The organism is Micrococcus sp. 63XJN7_6_ISO-PGPR-S23-444 (assembly GCF_058072765.1).
Genome location: NZ_JBYRDX010000002.1, coordinates 97,928 through 117,643 on the forward strand (window position 1 = coordinate 97,928; position 19,716 = coordinate 117,643).

Annotated in this window: 16 protein-coding genes and 3 pseudogenes; 5 read left to right on the plus strand and 14 right to left on the minus strand. The window is 68.2% G+C overall.

Annotated elements, in window-relative coordinates:
* Positions 1–45: 45 nt before the first annotated feature.
* The 4 genes and pseudogenes from AC3RJ9_RS11745 to AC3RJ9_RS11760 form a co-directional block, all read right to left on the minus strand.
* Positions 46–694, minus strand: a pseudogene (locus tag AC3RJ9_RS11745) (IS5 family transposase); the annotation flags it as partial.
* A gap of 45 nt (positions 695–739) precedes the next feature.
* On the minus strand, positions 740–1,993 hold the full coding sequence (locus AC3RJ9_RS11750) for an IS256 family transposase (RefSeq protein WP_095694973.1): 1,254 nt from the start codon (positions 1,991–1,993) through the stop codon (positions 740–742).
* Between the two features lie 119 nt (positions 1,994–2,112).
* Positions 2,113–2,370 (minus strand): annotated as a pseudogene (locus tag AC3RJ9_RS11755) (transposase); the annotation flags it as partial.
* Between the two features lie 554 nt (positions 2,371–2,924).
* Complete coding sequence (locus AC3RJ9_RS11760; RefSeq protein ID WP_145993087.1) at positions 2,925–3,257, minus strand: hypothetical protein; 333 nt, start codon at positions 3,255–3,257, stop codon at positions 2,925–2,927.
* A gap of 232 nt (positions 3,258–3,489) precedes the next feature.
* On the opposite strand from AC3RJ9_RS11760, the gene AC3RJ9_RS11765 reads away from it, so the two are divergent.
* Together AC3RJ9_RS11765 and AC3RJ9_RS11770 are read left to right on the plus strand one after the other, a co-directional pair.
* A complete protein-coding gene (locus AC3RJ9_RS11765) occupies positions 3,490–3,912 on the plus strand; it encodes a hypothetical protein (RefSeq protein WP_036316258.1) in 423 nt (140 codons plus the stop codon).
* A gap of 226 nt (positions 3,913–4,138) precedes the next feature.
* Positions 4,139–5,313, plus strand: a protein-coding gene (locus AC3RJ9_RS11770; protein WP_136941138.1) for an IS3 family transposase whose coding sequence is annotated in 2 segments (ribosomal slippage) — positions 4,139–4,423 and positions 4,426–5,313 — 1,173 coding nt in all. Because the reading frame shifts where the segments join, the coding sequence is not laid out codon by codon here.
* Positions 5,314–5,421: 108 nt separating this feature from the next.
* On the opposite strand, the gene AC3RJ9_RS11775 is transcribed toward AC3RJ9_RS11770, so the two are convergent.
* Entirely contained in the window at positions 5,422–5,787 is a 366-nt protein-coding gene (locus AC3RJ9_RS11775; protein WP_080695891.1) for an HNH endonuclease, read from the minus strand.
* Positions 5,788–5,839: 52 nt separating this feature from the next.
* Between AC3RJ9_RS11775 and AC3RJ9_RS11780 the strand changes: the two genes are divergently transcribed.
* Positions 5,840–6,178: a histone-like nucleoid-structuring protein Lsr2 gene (locus AC3RJ9_RS11780; protein ID WP_031943884.1), complete on the plus strand. Its 339-nt coding sequence runs from the start codon at positions 5,840–5,842 to the stop codon at positions 6,176–6,178.
* A 303-nt stretch (positions 6,179–6,481) separates the two neighbouring features.
* Positions 6,482–7,393: pseudogene (locus AC3RJ9_RS11785) on the plus strand (IS5 family transposase).
* Positions 7,394–7,452: 59 nt separating this feature from the next.
* Here the strand turns inward: AC3RJ9_RS11785 and AC3RJ9_RS11790 are convergent.
* From AC3RJ9_RS11790 to AC3RJ9_RS11830, 9 genes are all read right to left on the minus strand, one after another.
* A complete protein-coding gene (locus tag AC3RJ9_RS11790; protein WP_206495795.1) occupies positions 7,453–8,319 on the minus strand; it encodes an alpha/beta fold hydrolase in 867 nt (288 codons plus the stop codon).
* A 734-nt stretch (positions 8,320–9,053) separates the two neighbouring features.
* Positions 9,054–9,839, minus strand: coding sequence for a hypothetical protein (locus tag AC3RJ9_RS11795; RefSeq protein ID WP_101966125.1), 786 nt, complete (start codon positions 9,837–9,839; stop codon positions 9,054–9,056).
* Positions 9,836–11,602: a peptidoglycan DD-metalloendopeptidase family protein gene (locus AC3RJ9_RS11800; RefSeq protein ID WP_101966126.1), complete on the minus strand. Its 1,767-nt coding sequence runs from the start codon at positions 11,600–11,602 to the stop codon at positions 9,836–9,838. The genes AC3RJ9_RS11795 and AC3RJ9_RS11800 overlap by 4 nt, the downstream gene beginning before the upstream one ends.
* Positions 11,599–13,545: a hypothetical protein gene (locus AC3RJ9_RS11805; protein WP_145993073.1), complete on the minus strand. Its 1,947-nt coding sequence runs from the start codon at positions 13,543–13,545 to the stop codon at positions 11,599–11,601. Before AC3RJ9_RS11805 ends, AC3RJ9_RS11800 begins: the two co-directional genes overlap by 4 nt.
* Positions 13,542–16,097 (minus strand): ATP-binding protein, encoded by a 2,556-nt coding sequence (locus tag AC3RJ9_RS11810; RefSeq protein WP_101966128.1) that lies wholly within the window; start codon positions 16,095–16,097, stop codon positions 13,542–13,544. The genes AC3RJ9_RS11805 and AC3RJ9_RS11810 overlap by 4 nt, the downstream gene beginning before the upstream one ends.
* The gene (locus AC3RJ9_RS11815; protein ID WP_101966129.1) at positions 16,094–16,609 is read right to left on the minus strand and encodes a hypothetical protein; all 516 of its coding nucleotides are present in this window, start codon (positions 16,607–16,609) and stop codon (positions 16,094–16,096) included. The genes AC3RJ9_RS11810 and AC3RJ9_RS11815 overlap by 4 nt, the downstream gene beginning before the upstream one ends.
* Positions 16,610–16,626: 17 nt before the next feature.
* Positions 16,627–16,893: a hypothetical protein gene (locus AC3RJ9_RS11820; RefSeq protein ID WP_101966130.1), complete on the minus strand. Its 267-nt coding sequence runs from the start codon at positions 16,891–16,893 to the stop codon at positions 16,627–16,629.
* Between the two features lie 26 nt (positions 16,894–16,919).
* Positions 16,920–18,023, minus strand: a complete 1,104-nt coding sequence (locus tag AC3RJ9_RS11825; RefSeq protein ID WP_145993074.1) for a conjugal transfer protein — start codon at positions 18,021–18,023, stop codon at positions 16,920–16,922.
* Positions 18,020–18,247, minus strand: coding sequence for a hypothetical protein (locus AC3RJ9_RS11830; protein WP_069941630.1), 228 nt, complete (start codon positions 18,245–18,247; stop codon positions 18,020–18,022). The genes AC3RJ9_RS11825 and AC3RJ9_RS11830 overlap by 4 nt, the downstream gene beginning before the upstream one ends.
* A 262-nt stretch (positions 18,248–18,509) precedes the next feature.
* Here AC3RJ9_RS11830 and AC3RJ9_RS11835 point away from each other — a divergent pair, with 262 nt between their 5' ends.
* Positions 18,510–19,316, plus strand: a complete 807-nt coding sequence (locus AC3RJ9_RS11835) for a hypothetical protein (RefSeq protein WP_101966131.1) — start codon at positions 18,510–18,512, stop codon at positions 19,314–19,316.
* Positions 19,317–19,716: the final 400 nt, after the last annotated feature.

Here is a 19,716-nt window from a genome sequence, read left to right on the forward strand (position 1 = left end):
GCTGTTCTCAGGGGGGACTTCGATCAACGTCTCCGGTCAGTACAACTAGGGCGTGTCTGACAATGCCTCCGACCACGCGAGCACAGCATTCAGGACCACAGCGGCCCTGTAGATGATCGCGTACTTGTCATACCGGGTCGCCAGACCCCGCCACTGCTTCAGGTGAGCGTACTGACGCTCGATGACGTTGCGGCCCTTGTAGGCGTCCGCGTCGAGGCCGACGGGGCGCCCGCCGCGGGCACCGCGCCGTCTGCGGTGGCCCTGCTGGTCGGCCGGTTCGGGGATGACCGCTTTGATCCCACGGGCGCGTAGGTGGGTGCGGATCGCCCGGGAGGAGTACGCCTTATCGCCCAGCACGGCCTCGGGGCGGGTCCGGGGCCGCCCTACTGGCCGGGTCACGCGCAGCTGCTCCAGAAGAGGAAGCAGCATCGGGGAGTCCCCTGCCTGGCCGGGGGTGATCAGGCTGACCAGCGGCAGCCCGGTCCCATCGACGAGCTGATGGATCTTCGTGCTCAGCCCGCCACGGGAGCGCCCGATGCCGTGATCGGCCGGCTCCTCACGCGGATTCTTGTAGTTCGATCCATCCCCCTGTGTGGCGGGTGATGTTCGTCGCGTGCTGGTGGGCGCGGGCGATCGTGGAGTCCACCGAGACCGACCAATCGATCAGGCCTTCGGCGTCAGCGGCGGCGGTCAGGTCAAGCCCCTCGTGATGGTGTAGCGGTCTGATCCTTCATGGGGGTCAGGCGCTGAGGCCGAGGGTGAGTTCGGTGTCGGGGTCCACCTCGTCTCCGGTGTTGGTCACGGTGGTGAGCCTGCAGCGGGCCAGGACTTCGAGACCGAGGTAGCGTCGACCCTCGGCCCATTCATCGGTCTGCTCGGCCAGCACCGCACCCACTAGCCTGACGATGGCCGCCCGGTTGGGGAAGATGCCCACCGCGTCGGTGCGACGGCGGATCTCCCGGTTGAGCCGCTCGGCCGGGTTGTTCGACCAGACCTGCGTCCAGACGTCCTTCGGGAACGTGGTGAAGGCCAGGATGTCCGCCCGGGCGGCGTCGAGGTGCTCAGCCACGGTGGGCAGCTTCTCGCTCACGTAGTCCAGGAGCCGGTCGAACTGCGCGTGCACGCTGGCCGCATCGGGCTGGTCATAGACCGAGTGCAGCATGGCTTTCACGGCCGGCCACATGTTCTTCGGGGTAATGCCCATCAGGTTCGCCGCGTAATGGGTGCGGCAGCGCTGCCACGTCGCTCCGGGCAGGTTCGCCGCGATGGCGTCCTTGAGTCCGGTGTGGGCGTCAGAAGTGACCAACCGGACCCCGGCCAGGCCGCGGGCGACCAGGTCGGCGAAGAACTCGTTCCACGCCGCCCCGGTCTCCGAGGTGGCGACCCGCAGGCCCAGGACCTCGCGGTGGCCGTCAGCGTTGACCCCGGTGGCCAGCAGCACCACGGCGTTGACCACGCGCCCGCCCTCGCGGACCTTCATGCTCAGCGCATCGGCGGCCACGAACGTGAACGGGCCGGCCACCCCGAGCGGGCGGTGGCGGAAGGCCTCGACCTGCTCGTCGAGCTCGGTGGCCATCCGGGAGACTTGGGACTTGGACAGGGCGTTGACGCCCAGAGTCTTGACCAGCTTGTCCATCCGTCGGGTCGAGACCCCGGCGAGGTAGCAGTCAGCGACCACGGTGATCAGCGCCGACTCCGCTCTCTTCCTGCGTTCAAGTAGCCAGTCCGGGAAGTACGTGCCCGATCTGAGCTTGGGGATGGCCACGTCCAGGGTGCCGACCCGGGTGTCCAGGTCCCGGTGGCGGTACCCGTTCCGCTGAGCAGTGCGCGAGGAGCTGGGCTTGCCCCATTCGGCACCGACCACCGCGTCGGCATCCGCGGACAGCAAGGTGTTGATCATGGTCTGCAGCAGATGGCGCATCATGTCCGGGGACGCTTCAGACAGGGCTTCTCCGAGCAGGCCGGCAGGGTCGAGAATATGAGGAGCGGTCATCGTGATGACTCCATTCGAGGATTCTGTGGAAGGTTGACTCGACGGATCACACGGTGGCCGCGTCCACGTCTGAGACGACACGCCCGACCACCGGGCGCTACACCACTATGCGGGACTCAACTGGCGGTCAGCGTGGACAGCACCGTGTCCCAGGTGCCTTTTTCGGCCAAGCGCCGATGCCAGGTCCACACGGTCTGCCAGGGCCCGTAGACCTCGGGCAGATCCCTCCAAGCGATTCCGCACCTGTATCGGTAGATGATCGCCTCCACCATGGTGCGGGCGTCGGCGAACGGCCTGCCGGCGCGGCCGGTCCGGGTCGGGAGTATCGGGGCGATCAACTCCCATTGGGCGTCGGAGAGCATCTGGAACCGGGACATGTCCCCAGGGTCTCAGCTGACTCGTGCATCTATTCTCAGACACGCCCTAGGACACCCTGCCGCCGGACGTGGCGGATGGCGATCCAGTAGCAACTCTTAGACATGCAGAGTGTTCGGAGTGGGCGTGGATGCGCTCGTGCGACCCGCAGGAAGTACCGCGGCTCCAGTCTGGAGGCGCCTTCTACGCACCCAGGCGAATTCGCACGGCCCCGTCCTGGATGCCCTTCTTCACTCATCTCCAGCTCGGCCTACTTTGCAGAGACGAACGTGTGGCGCGTGTTTGTGAACTCTTGGCCGCGCGTCGTGTGAAATCTTCGCTGCATCTCTACAAGGGGTACAGGCTCCGATCAACGTCTCCAGTCAGTACATCTAGCGGCCCAACGAAGAACCCCCGGTCACAGACCGGGGGTGGCGTGGCTACCAGGTATCAGCGCCGCCACACCCGGACCGTGTCCGTCGTCAGCAGAGGGGCGTCGTCGAAGCGGCCTACACTCACACCCCGACGACCGCGCCCGCGACCGTCTAACCACGGAACGAAACCCAGGACGCTTCACTTAGGCTGTGCGGGTCTCCCGTCGTCGTCGTGCCGCCTCAAGAGGCGTGACGGTCTCGGACTCCGGGGCGGTGATGTCCTCTATCTGAGAGAGGACGGATTGCAGTTGCTTGACGATGGCCGCGCGGTCTCGCGGCAGGGTCTCCGGGTTGTCGATGTCCGCCGCCAGTGCGTCCCGGAGAGCAACGAGGGCGGTGCGGCGGTCCCCGGAGGAGACGGCTTCGGAGACGGTAGATTTTTCGGGCATGGCGACTCCTAGCGAAAGCGAGAATGTGATGGATGCTTCGGTGTTGCAGAATTTGTTTTCAGGGGCTAGTGCGTGCGCCGCTGTCATTGCAATAATTGTTTCGATACGGGCGACCAAGCATTCAAAAAGATCAGCTGATGCCGCTGAGGAGTCTGCACTCCGGGCCGCTGATTCTGTGGAGGAAGCGAAACGCTCCAATGCTCTCAGCGCCGAGTCTCTTGAGTGGACGCGCCTACGTCCCACGGTTGATTCACTTGACACGATCTCTCGGGCACTGTCTCTGCTTCGGGCCCCTGTCAGTGAAGGCGGCTACTCTCCCGTGACCGCCGATGAAAACATCCCGCACCTGGACTCCATGCGGGCGGAGTCGCAGATCCTTCTACGGGCCGCTGAGCGTGGTTCGGAAGAGGAGCAGATGTTGTCCCGCATCTCAGAGGCGGTGCCTCTCATGCGTAAACTCTGCGTAGCAGTCAGCAAGACGGATCGGCCCGCGCCGGAGTCTGGCGAATTGGAGTGGGAGATCCTCGGCCATACGGGGAGAGAGTTTCGTACCCTGGTAGGTGAGTTGACGCGCATGACGTTCGACGCCCGTGACTTGATGACCGGCACACCCTTGAGGCCCGATGCGGTCACGGGTGACCACGCTAGGGGGCAATGGGCGGAAGACATCAAGGCATTTCACCAGCACAGCGTCCAGGCGCAGGAGTGGGCCCTACGCGACTGGGGATTCGGGGTCTTTTAGCGGTCAATTTTCTCCTGGGGAGATATTTCCGAACACCCTGGGCATTTCCTGGGAGTTCGGGGGAGGGGTTGACCCCCTACGGCCTAAAAAGGCCCCCCAGAAGCCCTGAGAGCCTCTCTGAGCGTGAGATGTACCTCTAAGACGTTAGAGGCGCTTACGGGACTGATGCGCGTGTAGGTGACATACGATCTGTGGTGTTCCCACACCGCAGGGAAGGATGTGCACCATGCCCGCCCCCTACCCCCAAGAGTTCCGCGACGACGTCGTCCGCGTCGCCCAGAACCGTGAGCCCGGCACCCACTTGAAGCAGATCGCGAAGGACTTCGGGATCAGCTTCTCCTGTCTGACGAACTGGATGCGCCAAGCCGAGATCGAAGCCGGCAACAAGCCCGGCACCACCGCCACGGAGGCCGAAGAACTCCGCGCAGCCCGCCGCAGGATCCGGCTCCTCGAGCAGGAGAACGAAGTCCTACGCCGCGCCGCGGCCTACCTCTCCCAGGCGAACCTGCCGAAAAAATGATGTACCCGCTCGTGTCCGAGCTCGCCGCCGACCAGATCCCGGTCGCGGTGTCCTTGCGGGTCCTCAAGCTCGCCCGCCAGCCCTACTATCGCTGGCTTCAGAACCCTGTCACCACCGCGGAGGTGGAGGCCGCTCACCGGGCCAACGCCCTCCACGACGCCCACCAGAACGATCCGGAGTTCGGGTACCGGCTGCTGCGGGACGAGGCCGAGAATGCTGGCGCTCCGATGGCGGCCCGTACCGCCTGGCGGCTCTGCCACCAGAACGGGTGGCACTGCGCGTTCGGGGCCAAGCGCGGCAAGAACGGGACCCGCCCAGGCCCACCCGTGCACGATGACCACGTCCGCCGGGACTTCTCTGCCGAGGAGCCCAACCGGCTGTGGTTGACCGACATCACCGAACACCCCACCGGTGAGGGCAAGCTCTACCTCTGCGCGATCAAGGATCTCTACGCCGGCAGGATCGTGGGGTACTCCATGGCCGGGCGCATGCAGGCATCCCTGGCCGTGAACGCCCTCGAGCAGGCCGTGGCCCGCCGCGGAGGCACCGACGTGGTGGCCGGGTGCATCGTCCACTCGGACCGCGGCTCGCAATTCCGCTCGGCCCTATTCCAGGACGCCCTGACCGCCCACGGGCTGATCGGGTCCATGGGTCAGGTCGGTGCTGCCGGGGACAACGCGGCTATGGAGTCCTTCTTCGCGCTGCTGCAGAAGAACGTGCTGGACCGACGCGACTGGGACACCCGGGACGATCTGCGGGCCGGGATCATCACCTGGATCGAGCGGGCCTACCACCGCCGCCGCCGGCAGGTGCGCCTGGGCCGATTGACGCCGGTCGAGTACGAGTTGATCATGGACCACACGCCCGCAGACCCGGCGTGAAGACGACTGTCACCTACACGTGCACCAGTCCCTACAGAGGCTTCTAGGGCTTCTGAGGTTCACCCAACGCGCTCTTCATGTGCCTCACGCCTGATCGGATGGCATCGCTCACCACACACGCGATTGCGGCGTGTGCCGAACCTCATCAATGTCCTTCGTGCCGCGCCGCATGTTGCACGCGAGATGGGTCAAGATGAGGTTCTCGGGATCGTCCGTTCCTCCCTGAGAGACCGGGATCAGGTGATCCACACTCGGCCCATGAGGATCAGTGCCAGGTACAGACGTATCCACCGCAGAGCCGCAGATGTAGCAATGACTCTGGTCTTTGAGGATGCGCGCCCGCTTAGCCTTCCAAGCGCCGTCGAACGTCCGACGTTGTGCCCGTCTCATGGACCCATCAGGGCCTATCTCCATACTCGGCATGTCGCCTCCTTCAATCGGTCTGTTACCTAGACAGACCGCCAGGACGCCCATTTAGTGATAGCCTCCCCCTAAAGCAATCCTGCCCCCTACTAAGGAGCCCCCATTGGCTGAGATCAAGACCCTCGTCGACGATCTGGACAAGATCACCCCGGCTACGCCTGTGACGTTCTACGTCCGGGATCAGGCATACATGATCGATCTGGGCGATGAGAACGCGGACCGTCTGGAGAAGATCGTCGCCGACTATGAGGAGGCGCTCTCAGAGTTCACCAAGAAGGCCCGTCGTCTGGGCCGCGTGTCTACCGGCTCCTCCTCAGGCACGAAGGGCGAAACCGCCGCTATCCGCGCCTGGGCCAAGGAGAACGGCTACGACGTGAAGGACCGTGGCCGGATTCACGCCGACGTGGTGAGCGCCTACCGGAGCGCCAGTAAGCGCCGCTGACCCCCTCCCCACCTCTTGCCTGCCCCTGAGGCGGAGACGAAAAAGACCCCCACCCATTGCGGGTAGGGGTCTTTTCGTACCTAGGGTCAGGCGTCGGCTTGGACGTGCTCGATTGCGTGACGTAGATGCTCGTCAGTCACTGCGGCGGGATTCTCGCCGGGGCGTGGAGCGGGCTTGTAGGTGAGAGCCGCGTACTCGTAGACACTGCCTACCGTGCCCCCAGAGTCGTTGACCGGAGCGGCGGCAAGTTGGTCTAGGGCGTGTCTGAGAATGGATCCACGGGTCAGCTGAGACCCTGGGGGCATGTCCCGGTTCCAGGTCCTCTCCGATGCCCAATGGGAGCTGATCGCCCCGATGCTCCCAGCCCGGACCGGCCGCGCCGGCAGGCCTTCGCCGATGCCCGCACCATGGTCGAGGCGATCATCTACCGGTACCGGTGCGGAATCGCTTGGAGGGATCTGCCCGAGGTCTACGGGCCCTGGCAGACCGTGTGGACCTGGCATCGGCGCATGGCCGAAAAAGGCACGTGGGACACGGTGTTGGCCACGCTGACCGCCGCAGCTGACGCCGAAGGTCTGATCGACTGGTCGGTCTCGGTGGACTCCACGATCGCCCGCGCCCACCAGCACGCCACGAACATCACCCGCCACACAGGGGGCTGGGTCGAACTACAAGAATCCGCGTGAAGAGAAGAATCCGCGTGAAGAGCCGACCGATCACGGCATCGGGCGCTCCCGGGGCGGGTTGAGCACGAAGATCCATCAGCTTGTGGACGGGACCAGGCTGCCGCTGGTCAGCCTGATCACCCCCGGCCAAGCAGGAGACTCCCCGATGCTGCTGCCCCTACTGGGGCAACTGCGTGTGGCACGGCCTGCAGGCCGGCCTCGCACCCGCCCGGAGGCCGTGCTGGGCGACAAGGCGGACTCCTCGAAGGCGATCCGCACCCACCTACGCGCCCGCCGGATCAAAGCGGTCATCCCCGAGCCGGCGGACCAGCAGGGCCACCGCAGACGCCGCGGCTCAGCCGGCGGCCGACCCGTGGGCCTGGACTCGCGGACTTACAAGGGCCGCAATGTCATCGAGCGCCAGTACGCGCACCTGAAGCAATGGCGGGGACTGGCGACCCGGTACGACAAGTACGCGATCGTCTACCGGTCCGCTGCGGTGCTGAATGCTGTGATCGCATGGTCCAAACAATTGTCAGACATGCCCTAGGCCCCGGGGCAACGGGTGTCGCTTCGTCCGGGCGGAGGTCTTCGGGATCGGCTCGCGGTTCAGGTACTGAGGAAGGCTGTCAGCTCTGCGGTGAGCTGCGCGGGGTTGTCCTCGGCCATGTGGTGCCCGCTGTCGATCCGTGCCGTTCGAAGCTCCCCGGAAACCCACGGGCGCCAGATCGCGGCCGGGTCGCCGTAAAGCGTCTCCATGTCGTCGTGGATCGACCACGCGACCAGTGTTGGGCATCCGATCGTGCGGCCGGCGGCGCGGTCGGCCTCGTCGGCGGCGCGGTCGACGTGCAGCCCGGCACGGTAATCCTCGAGCATGGCACGCACGGTCTCGGGGTCGGTGATCGCGGCGACCATGTCGTCGTAGTTCTCCTGCCCTATACGCGCGGCTTCGGGGCGGTACCAGGCGAGCGGGTCGGCGCAGATCACGCGTTCCGCGTGCTCGGTGGCGAAGAAGAACCAGTGCCACCACTCCTCCGCGAAGCGGGCGTCGGCCCGTTCGAGGGCCTCGAGTATCGGGACGCAGTCGAACACGGCGAGGCGCTCGACGCGGTCGGCGTGGTCGAGGGCGGTGCGGTAGGCGACGTAGCTGCCGCGGTCATGCCCCACGACCGAGAACGACTGGTGCCCCAGGGAGGTCATGAGCTGCGCGATGTCCTGCGCCATCGCCCGGTCCGAATACTGCCTGTGCTCGGGGTCGGGGACGGGGCCCGTCGACTGTCCGTATCCCCGGAGGTCGGGGCAGACGACGGTGAAACCCGCTGCCGCGAGACGCGGTGCAACGTGATGCCACGTGGTGTGCGTCCGAGGATGGCCGTGGAGGAGGACGACCGCTGGCCCCGTTCCGCCGATCCGGACGCGAAGCGAGACGTTGTCGGAGACGTCGATCCGGGCGAGCGCGAAGCCGTCGAAGAACATGTGGCCATCCTTCCGAATCCAGGCGCGCTTTGCGCCGACAGGCATGTGATGCCTGATTAGCGTCTCCTTCGGGTACACCCAGTGCGACACATGTGTCACAAAAGGGCCTCTTCGGGCCCTAGTGAGAACCGTGAACCTACGGTCACGTAACTGTCACCTGACCGTGCAGCAGTCCCATACGGACTGTACAGGTGTGCCGCACGCCGTCGGACACTACATTGCACACGTGAGGTCGCAGAGGAGGACTTGTGCAGTCTTCCTCGCGTGTCCTGTGCAATCTTCCCTGCATCTCGACAACTGCTGCGGTGCCGTCTCCGGCGCACCTCCCGCCCCCGTGTGGTCCATGCACATCGCCTCGCCACTGCTGCTCATCCCCCGAACGGAGCCGCCCCTGATCCAGGCCCAGAGGGGTCTCTGGGGCGTGGATCAGGGGCGGCTCGCTGGCCTGGATCTGGCGGGCCTACCTCGAGGTTCCCGTGGATCTGTGGCCGGGCAGTGGCGGCAGATTCCCCTCCCCCTGGCCCTCGTGCGGCTTGGTTTCCGCCGGGCCCCTGGCTGCCTGCTCCCGGTCTGCTCGCCCGCGCACGGCTGCGCTCTGGCTCCCGTCTACCTTCGGTGCTCCTTGGATGCTCGCCGGTCGCTGGTGCTCGTATGGCACGGCTTCCCGCTGGGGAGCTCGCGTGAAGATGTCGCAGCCGCTGGTCTACGTGTCGTAGGGCCCGGCCGGGGGCGTCTCAGAGGCCGCCGTGCGGGGTCATGTCGATCTGTGCAACAACCCGGTTCTGGGTGGTGTCCACGACGACGGTCATGGGGCGCTCGGTCCGCGGCGCGGTGACCCAGGGGTCCTCGCCGGTGGTCTCGGTGGCCACCATGAGCGCGACGTCGACGCGCTCGCCCTGAACGGTCTGCGCGCGCGACTCGAGCACCTGCACCGACGTGTTGGCCTTGGCCTGTACGAAGCGGTGCTGGGCGTCGGATTCCCAATCCCGATCGACGTCGAGCGTCTTCAGCAGCTCAGGGCTCACCGTGGGCGCCAGCGCCTCCCGCCACTGCTGCCGGCTGGTCTGCCACGTGCGCGCGTTCATGGCCTGCGCAAACCTGCTGGCCACGTCCTCGGCACGCTTGCGGGCGTCGGGGTCCAGGCCCTGGACGGCTCGCTCCTGGGCGGCCTTCTCCACCTCGATCTGGGAGCTGCGTGCCGCGCTGACCGATGACGGTCTGACCTGGGCGTTTCCAGATTTCGACGGCCCCGTGGAGGGGGTCGTTTCCCGATTCGTTTCCTGACTCGCAGCGCTGGCCGGGGCGGTGCTGGCCGACGGCTGAGGCCAGGCCCCGGCCGTGGAGTTCGCGGCCGCCGTGGGGGTGGGGGCCGGCGCCTCCGGCGTCTGCTCGCCGGGGGTGCCGGTGAGCAGCCACGCGCCGGCGCCTGCCGCGCCGAGAGCGCCGACCAGGAAGGGCCAGGCCCGCCCCGTGCGGGGCTGGGGGTCCTGGGGGTGGCGGGTGGTGTCCGTGCGGCTCACTTCTTCTCCTGGATCACGTCGAAGTAGACGGTGTCGGTGCCGGTCTGGGTGACCGGGTGCTTGCGGGTGCCGGCGGACTCGTTGATCGCGGAGATCATCATGCCGTCGCCGACGTAGATGCCCACGTGCTCCCACCGCCCGCGGGTGGGGTCCCACTTCTGGGCGACGATGTCGCCGGGCTGCGGGGTCTCGGTGCGCTTGCCCACGGTCCACGGGGCCTGGCGGGGCATGTCGATCCCGTTGTCCTGGTAGACGCGTGAGACCAGCCCGGTGGCATCCCAGGATCGGAAGTCCGCGGCGCCGTAGGTGTAGGTGCCGCCGATGCCGGCTTCAGAGCGGGAGACGATCTTCGAGCGCGAGAAGTCGGCTGGGATCCCCAGGCGCTTGGTGTCCTCGTCCAGGGCGTGGTTGCCCTCGGGGGCGGTGCTGGAGGTGGCGCTGGCCGCGGCCTCAGCCCCGCCGGCGCCCTGGCACATCATGGGGGTGGTGCCGGTGACCTGGCCCAGGATCTGGTTCGCCGCGTTCTCCCACTTGTTGTACTCGTCGGGGTGGCGCGAGTTCTGTACGGCCTGGGCAGCCGGCCCGGGGGCCATGCCCTCCCAACCGGGGATGTCCAGCAGGCCCGGGGGCATGCCCTTGTTCGGGCCGGTTGGGCCGCCGAAGAACGCTCGTGCGGCGTACTCGGGGTTCATCAGCTCCGGCACGCTTCCCCAGCCGGCCACGGTGCGCTGCTGGAAGACGTTGACCGAGTCCTTGTTGGTGCCGGTCTTCTGGTGCGGGAAGTTCATGGACTCCGGCAGGGTCGGGTTCGCCATGTTCTGGAGCATGGTCTCCTGGAGCCCGGTCATCAGCGCCACCTGGATCCCCTTGTCCGAGATGTTGAGCTCGCGCGCCACCCCGATGATCAGGGCCGCGTTCTCCACCTGCTCCGGGGAGAGCGTCCACTCGCTGCCCTCGGGCAAGGTGATCCGCACCGGCCCGTTGACCTTGGGGGGCTGCCCGTCCGAGGCGGCGGCGCCCGCGGGCGAGGATCCGCTGGCCAGCTTGGCCGAGGGAGCCGAACTTGAGGAGGCTGCCGCCGAGCTCGAGGACGCCGCCCCCGCGGCACCGCCGCCGGCCGGAGAGGTCAGCCGGGGCATCTGGCCCTTCTCCAGGATCAGGCCGCGCTCGGCCAGCCAGGTCTGCGGGTTGGACCGCTCGCCGTTGACGTAGAGCATCAGGTGCAGGTGAACGCCCGTGGCCACGCCGGTCTCGCCGGCTCCGGCCAGGTGGTCCCCGGCCTTCACCTGCTGGCCGGGCTTGACCACGGTGGTGCCGTTGGCGATGTGGACATAGCGCCACTCGATCCCGTTGCCCGAGTCGATCTTGAGGATGTTGCCGCCCTCTTCACCCTCCATGTTGGTGCCGATGACCGTGCCGCCCATGACGGCGTTGATGGGGGTGCCCTCGGGGATGCCGCCGATGTCCACGCCACCGTGGAAAAGCAAGGGCGCCTCGCTCGTGTAGCCCGGGGGGATGTACCCGGGCCCGAAGGGGTTCGGGCGCGGCCCGTAGTCGGAGGTGACCCGGCCCATCAGCGGGATGGCCAGGGACCCGTCCGCGGCGGTCAGGCCCCCCACGACACAGGAGAGAGAGGACTGCTGCATCTTCAGCTTCTGCTGGGCGCCGCCGATCATCAGGATGATCAGCAGGATCAGCACCACCACGAAGGCGACGACGGCCACCACGGCGCCGGCCCCGATGAAGACGGCGCGGCGCTTCATGCGTGCTGCCCCCGCGGGCCCTGGGCGGCCCGGAGGCGCTCGCGCATCCGCTGGGTGGCCTCCGTGCTGTCCGACCGCGGCCGCCGCGGGGGCTGCTGGGGGCCCTGGCTCGAATCCACGACGGTGCCCTCCACGACCTCGGGCCGGCGGGGGGTCACGGTGGCCTTGCCGTCGCTGCCGACGGTGATCCGGGACTGGCGGGGCACCCGCTGGGGCTTGCCGGGGCCGGTGAGCTCCTTGCGGTTCTGGCGCTCGATGGACCAGGCCGCGCCCTGGGCAACGACGTTGACCGCCCCACCGATCGGACCACCGATGGCAGCCGCCCCCACGCCGACGGCACGCACCAGCGGAGCCGGGGGCAGCTGCCCGCCCGGACGGCGCCGGCGCGCGGGCCCGCTGCCGCCGTCGGCGCGCGCGGCGCGGCCGAAGACCTGGGGGCCGCGGGGATCCGGCCGGCGCGGTCCTCCGCTGGGTGTATCGGAGCCGCCCGAGGGGCCGGCGCCGCCGCCGGTCGGCCGGGAGCGCGCAGGCCCGTCCTGGCCGCCGCCCTTGGCCAGACCGAGGCGGCCGAACTTGTAGCCGCCCAGAGCCGTGCCGGCCATGCCCACCAGCGACTTCATCGGCACGCTGGACTTCTTCTCCTGGCCGGCGCCCAAGCGCGAGAGCCAGCGGGCGGTCTGGTCGCCCTTCTTCATGATCCCGTGACGCACGCGCAGCACCAGCCAGATCAGCGCGATCAGCATGAGCACCAGCAACAGCATCTGGAGGGTCACACCGAGGGCTGCGGTGGTCAGCAGCATGTTGGCCACCAGGCGCAGGGACACGGCCACGAGCACGATCGCGGCCACGATGACCACACCGCAGGCGATCACGCCGACGAACGCGCCGAAGAACTCCTTGCGGGAGGTGCCCGGCACGATCGAGATCATCACGGCCAGCACCTGGTAGACCCCGTAGAACAGGGCCATGAGCACGGCCAGGAACAGCACCACCGCCATGGTGGCCACGAGCACGGCGAAGGCTGCCGAGCCCAGGTTGGTCATGAGCATGGGGGCGACCTTGGTGAAGGAGGTCGACTCGGACCAGCTCTTGGCCGACTCGCTGCACCCCTTGACCGGGTCCATCACGGACTTGGACTTCACGTCCATGGGGTCCGCGGCCTTCATCGTCTCGGTGAAGGTGCTGGCGCAGCCGCCCTCGAGCAACTGGCCGAAGGCGACGGCCTGGGAGGGCCCGCGCAGCATCGCGTCCGTCAGGTCGGCCATCACGGACTGGCCCAGGGCCGAGGAGGCGTCCGCGCCGCCGTCCATCGCGCCCTTGCCTCCGGTGGCCTCCACGGCGATCTGCGCCGCGGTCTGCTGGGAGGTCTGGAGGACGCCGTCCGGGCCGGTGATGTAGGCGACCGGGTTCAGCGCGATGTTCGTGGCGACCACGACCATCATCACGGAGACGAACATCTCCCCCCAGGCCGCGCCGCGCTTGCGCATGAAGAACAGCAGGCCGATGGTCGTGCCGGAGATCATCGCCGCCAGCGGGATCCAGTGGATCTGCGCGACCAGCTGCCCGAAGTTCTGGCCGAGGACCTCCATCGGGCCGGAGAACCAGGAGACCCACTGGAAGCCGAGCAGGGTGTGCAGCAGCCACATGCACGTGGTCACGCACATGTAGTGCAGGCCCCAGAGGAAGTCGAGCACGGAGACCAGCGCGTCGCGGGCGGGGTTGATGTCAATGCCTCCGGCGCCGTGGTCCAGGGGCAGTGCCTCGTACTTGGAGATGGGCACACCGGAGGAGTCGGTGACCTGCTGGGACCACTCCTCCAGGCCCATCACCCCCGACTGCGCCGGGGCTGCCGGGGCCGCAGAGGCGGCCGGGGCGGCCCAGAGCATGGTCAGCAACACGGCAGCGCTGACGCCAGCTCGTCGCATCCATCCGCGTGCGCTCATGCGTGCACCAGCTCCTTGGCGGTCTCGGTGGAGGCTCCGCGCTTGGGCGGGGAGCTCATCACGGCCTTGAAGCGGGCCGGCGAGAGCGGAGGAAGCACCTTGATCTTGGCGACGTTTCCGTAGGCGTCACGCATCAGCGCCTCACCGCGGCGCTCGGGGGCCACCTCCTCGTTGTCGTCCAGGGGGGAGAGCCCGGAGGTGACCAGCTCGACCCACTCGTCCTGCCCCATGTCGGCCATCCAGTCGAGGTTGCGCTGGGCCATCTTGGAGTCGCGGGAACGGCAGACGATGCGCACGGGGATCAGCGCCTGGAGTTGCTGGGATCCGAAGTCCGTTGACGCGTCATGCGAGCCCAACGCCACGGCGGCCTTGTGCTTGCGGCCGTAGCGGACCACGTTGGACAGCTCCAGCTCGGTCTCCGGGGAGCCGGTGGCGTGGTGGGCCTCGTCGACGATCATCAGCGACTCGATGGAGTCGTCGGCGTAGAGCACGACGCGGCTGACGGCCACGATCAGGGCATAGAGGGCGCGGCCGATGACCTTCTCCACCGGCAGCTCCGCCTTCAGCGCGGCGGACTCCAGCTCGTGGCGTCGGGGCAGCTCCACGCCGCGGGTGCAGAAGGTGAGGAAGCGCGAGGACAGGTCCAGGGTCGGCAGGGACTCGTCGAAGAGCAGGGGCCCGAACTCGGTGGACTGCACGTTCTGGAGGCCGAACGCGATCGCGCGGGTCTGTTCCGGCTCCTCCCCCGCCAAGCCCTGGCCGGAGAGCAGGTGGGCTACCAGGGACCCCATGGAGGTGATCTGATGCTCCTGCGCGTAGTCGGGGTGCAGCAGCTGGCCGAGCAGCCGGCCCTCGGCGGAGTTCGAGCCGAAGCCCAGCAGCACGGAGACCAGGGAGCGGGTCACGCGCGCGGCGACCTTGCCCGGGAACAGGCGCAGGGGGTCGATCGACCAGCGGGTGTCGCCGAGCTCGACGACGGTGGGCTGGGAGCCTTCGCGCTCGGTGAGCAGTCGACCCAGGGCCGCCCACTCGGTGTTGTCGGAGCGGTCGATGGCCACGATCTGGCCTCCGCGGTCGAAGACGTTGCCGGCCACGATCTTCAGCAGGGTGGACTTGCCGGAGCCGTTCTCGCCGGTGACGGCGAACGAGCCGGACATGTCGGCCTCCATGAGGCCGCCGATGTTCATGAACACCGGGCTGCGGCGCGAGGAGGAGATGTTCGTGCCCAGCCGGAATCCGGTGCGGGTGCCCAGCGCGTCGGTCACCAGGGGCATGCCGAAGGCCAGGTGCCGGCCGGTGACCAGCAGCTCGAGCTTCTTCACCACGGAGGAGGCCGGCGTGCCCGGCAGGCACGCCCACCACAGCGACTCCTGGTAGCCCAGGGGCGTGATCACCTTGAAGTCGCGCGCCGAGTAGGCCGCCTGGATCATCTGGGCCTGGTCCTGGGCCTGTTCGGGGGTCTCGGCGCCGACGATGAACATCACCGCGACGTCGACGGAGACCTCGGCCTCCGAGGAGTTCAGTGCGGCGTGGTAGGCCTTGAGGTCCTCGGCGATCGCGTCCAGGCGGGTGGATCCGCCGGTGATCACGTGGGAGTCACCCTCCTGCTGGTTGTACTCCTCGTTGAGCTTCTCCTCGGCACGCTTGTTCCGTGCGGCGGCGCGCTTGGCCGGCAGCACGTTCATGCGCATGATCCAGTCCGCGTTGACGCTGAGGGAGTCGATGTAGGAGACGTACTCGTCGTCGGGGAAGGTGAAGCCCTCGCGGGGGCCGGCGGTCAGGGCCATCACCACCTGGTACGAGGCCTGGCCTGCCGTGGTCTCGGAGGCGATCTTCACGTACCGGCGGCCGAAGGGGTTCAGCCGTTCCTTGGCGCTGACGTCGGACTGGCCGCCCTCGTCCACGAGCGGCTCGGGAAGGCTCGCCCCGGAGGTGAACGCCTGCACGTCCTCCCCGCCGGCGGGCGCAGTGGGATCCGATCCCAGGCCCCGGCTCTGGGAGTGGGCGTAGATCCAGGCGACCTCGGCCGGAGAGGAGGGGACGGCCTTGAAGGCGGCGGGGATGGCCCGGCCGATGTGCTCGGCCATGCGCCCCAGAGCCTGGATCTCCGCCTCCGTGGGTCGCCAGGTGGGCAGGGCCAGCTGCTCGCGCAGCTTGCCGTCGACGGAGCGGATCAGGGTCTGGAGGCGGTCGGTGATCGACTTGGACGGCAGCGGCACGGCCAGCCAGTAGGCTCGCTCGCCCACGGGGATCGTCTCGAGCTCGTCCAAAGAGAGCTCGGCCTCCTCGAGGTAGTTGGGGCACTGCTCCAGGTCGACACCGTCGAGCATGCGCTCGACGACGGCGGCGGGGTCGAGCTCGGCGCACAGGCCCATGAGCATGGCCTCACCGCGCAGGCCCTGGAAGAGGGCCTGGTGGGCGAGCATGGCCCGCTCCTTGTGCTCGCCCTTGCCGAAGCCGTAGGGCAGCCCGTGCACGCGCCACATCGCCCACACCGTGCCCGTGGAGGTCCACATGAGGTTCTCGCGCAGGTACAGGAGGGAGTTCTTCATCGCTGGGTGTCCTTGTTCTCGGTCGTGCTCTGCTGGAGGAGGCGTGCCACGGAGGAGGTGCCCATCGGCCGGTACGTCGGCGCGTGCTCGCCCTGCGGCTCGTCGGTGGCCAGGGCGCGGGTGGGAGCGGTGGGACTGGAGGGCTTCTCGGGCATCCCTACGGGAGCCTTCTTGGGGGCGAACGTCTCGCCGCGGTAGTGCCCGTGCGGGGGCTTGGACCAGGCCAGGAAGGCTCCGGTGATGACCAGGCCCAGCTCGTGGAGGTTGTCCGGGGCGAAGCGCAGCAGCCAGGTGACCGCCAAGCCAGCGGCCAGGGCGCCGGCGAAGTCGAGCAGGTCGAAGCCGGTGGTCCAGGACCCCCGGACGGCCCACAGCAGCGCCACCGTGATCGCCCCGCCCACGCCCTGCACGAGCGTGTAGGGGCCCCCGGGCACGCGGGTGCCGTCGGGCAGCCGGTAGAGCGTGGTGGGGATGCGGCGGATGCTGCTGTAGAACCGTCCGGTCTCGGTCATGGCTTACTCCTGGCCGATCACTTGATGGTCGTGCCGGCGGAGTCCGCGGCCCACTGGACGCCGGCCACGCCGCCCCAGATGAACAGGCCGCCGGCCAGAGCGGAGAGCAGGATCGCCGGCAGGGTCCACTTGCCGCGGGCCGAGCCGATCAGGAAGATCACCACGCCCAGGAAGATGATCAGCGCGTTGAGCACGACCTGGGCCTGGGCGATCAGGTTGTTGATCGAGGTGAAGAAGTTGCCGAGCGTGAGGGAAGAGTGGAGGTACGGGATGAAGTCGTTCACGAGGTCTCCCTTTCAGAGATGAGGGGTCAGTGGGTCGGGGTGGACTGAGGGGCTGAGGTGTCGATCAGGGGGGCCGGGTCGAGGGAGGTCACCTCCCATCGGCCGTCGCGGAAGGTCACGGTGACCGGCACCGTCACGCCCATACGCGAGTTGCGCTCATCGGGCAGCTCTGCCTCCGCCTGGATCAGGGCGCGCACCGGGGTGCCAGGCTGGACGGAGTCCAGGGCCTGGTCGGTGCGGATCTCCTGGATGAACAGGCGGGTGTAGGGGGCGGGGTCGATGGCGGCGAGCTTGTAGCCGGGGGCCAGGAAGCGGGAGACATCCGAGCGGCTGGCGCCGTAGGCCTGGAGGAAGCCGTCGAGCATCTTTCCCAGGTCGGTGTCCGGGCCGACCCGATGGGAGTAGTTCAGGGTGACGGGGTCTCCATGAGCCGGCCCCGGCACCGGGGTGGGGTAGCCGATGACCTGCAACTGGCCGGGGGCCTGCTCGTGAACGGCCACCTGGTAGTACCGCAGCGTGTAGGGGACCGGCTTGGCGGTGGCCCCAGCCGCCGGAGACGGACTGGCCGAAGACGGGGACGGCGACGGCGAGGCAGAGGACGTCGGCGAGGCGGTTGCCTGCCCCAGCAGGGACAGGCTCTCCGTCGCATCCGCCGCCTGCGGAGCGCCCGGGGTGCTCGGCGCCCCGGAGCGCTGCTCCACGTGGGCGGCGACGGTCACGGAGGTGATGCTCGGGTCCTGGCCGCGCTGGACGCCGGCCACGGCGACGTCGCGCACGCCCAGCGGCTCCACGGGCAGCTGGGGGATCTTCGTGCCACCGATGTAGGGCTCCAGCAGGCTCTGGTCATCGCGGGTGGCACGCAGCCACGCCGAGACGTAGGAGGTCGCCACGCCCTCGGCTGTGGACGTGTCGGGCACCTCCACCGTCGGCGCCGGCTGGGATGCCGTCGAAGCGGCCAGCACCACGGCCAGGCCGGACAGGCCCAGGCACAGCACCATCGCCCCGTAGAACCCGTAGAGCAGGACCCGGGAGGCCAGGCTGTTCACCTTGGACTTGGCCGGCGTCGGGCTGTTCTGCTCCGGCGCCTCCGCGGCGGGCTCGGTCTTCTTCTTGCGAGAGAGCAGTTTCACCGATCCTGCCCTCCCATCCGCCGGGCGATGAGGGTGGCCTCGCGCAGCTGGTCGGAGTCCAGGAGGCGACGCATCTCCTCCTGGCTGGCCGGGTCGAACGGCCGCGCACACAGGTCCGCCAGACCCGCCTCCAGGACGGTCTCGGCCTCCCGCATGGTCTGGGCCTCACGCACGAAGCTGGCCAGCTGCTCATCGGTCACGATCTCGGGGGTCTGCTCGGACATCTCGGGGGCTCCTTGGACGGGCGATCTCTCACCGGACTAAAGGCCGCCCGCGGGAACCGATGTCCCTCCCGTGCGGGAACTTTTTCTCCGCCCCTCCCCCACATCCGCATGATTCCGCCGATCTCCTGCGGTCCAGGTTCTGGAAATCCAGACGATCGGCAGATCCAGATCCAGATCCAGATTCGTTTCCCGACCTGCTCGTTTGGCTGGTCAGTGACCCGTCCGGGACGCCCGGACACCACTGATGGAGGGACCGAGTCCGATGAGCACCACCACCTACGCCCCGACCGTGATCGACCGCCTGAACGCCGAGTGGGCCGTGCGCTACGCCGAGACCTCCCACCCCTGGCCTCACGGCACTCAGACCGGCATCGAGCTCGTCCAGACGGTGGCCCGCAGCACCGTGGAGGCCCGTGAGCAGATCATGCGCGGCCTGCTCGAGCAGGCCGCGGTCGGCGACGAGGACTGCGCCCGCGCCGTCCTCCAGCTGATGCTGCCTCGCTTCACCCTGATCGCCGGCCGTCACACCCGCATGCGCATGGCCGCCATGCACGGAGACCACTCCGCCCGCGAGGAGGTCTCCGCCGCCGTCATCGCCGCAGCGTGGAAGTGGATCCGCAGGCCCTCCCTGCACCGGGCCGGCTCGTGCATCGGCAACCTCGCCATGGACGTGCTCAAGGACTCCCTGCTCGAGCGCAAGCTCTACGACGGCCAGTCCGACGTCGAGGCCCTGCCCTCCTGGCTGCCGCAGCTGGCCGAGGAGCCGGCCGACGATGAGGCCGCCGACAACGGCCGTGCCACCCGGGACCTGTGCGCCCTGATCGCCTGGGCTCGAGACAACGCCGTCTTCTCCAGCCGCGATGCCGCGGTCTTCCTGCGCTACCAGCTGGCCGACGAGGCCGAGCGCGCAGCCCTGAGCGACGAGTACGGCTACAGCGGCCGCGGCCTGTGCAAGCGCATCAACGTCCTGCGCACTCGCCTGACCCAGGCCGTGAAGGACTACGCCCTGGAGCGCAGCGAGCTGGCTCCCGACTACGCGGCCCTCATGGAGCAGGCCCCGGCCGCCTGAACCCCAGACCGCGACCACCTCACCGAACGGCTATCCACGGATGCACAGCGAAACCGCCCCCCCACTACAGGAGGAATACATGTGGTTTTACTACATGGGGACCCTCCAAAATCGGTGCAATCATGCCGATTCTGACGGGGTGGCTGTCACAAGATGCACACACTGGCCGTCACAAGATGCACGTGGATAACCTCCGGCCCGACCGGCGCACCGTCACAAGATGCACACACGCGATCGGCTTGATCCCGCCGATTTCGCCCCCAATCTGCGTCCACTCCGCCGACTATGAGCCCCCGTCACAAGATGCACGTGGATAACTCCCCGGCGACCGCAGTTCTCCACACCCGCTCCGTCCCCTCCACGCCCACCCGTCATCGGGTCCGAAAGGTCACCCTCAGCC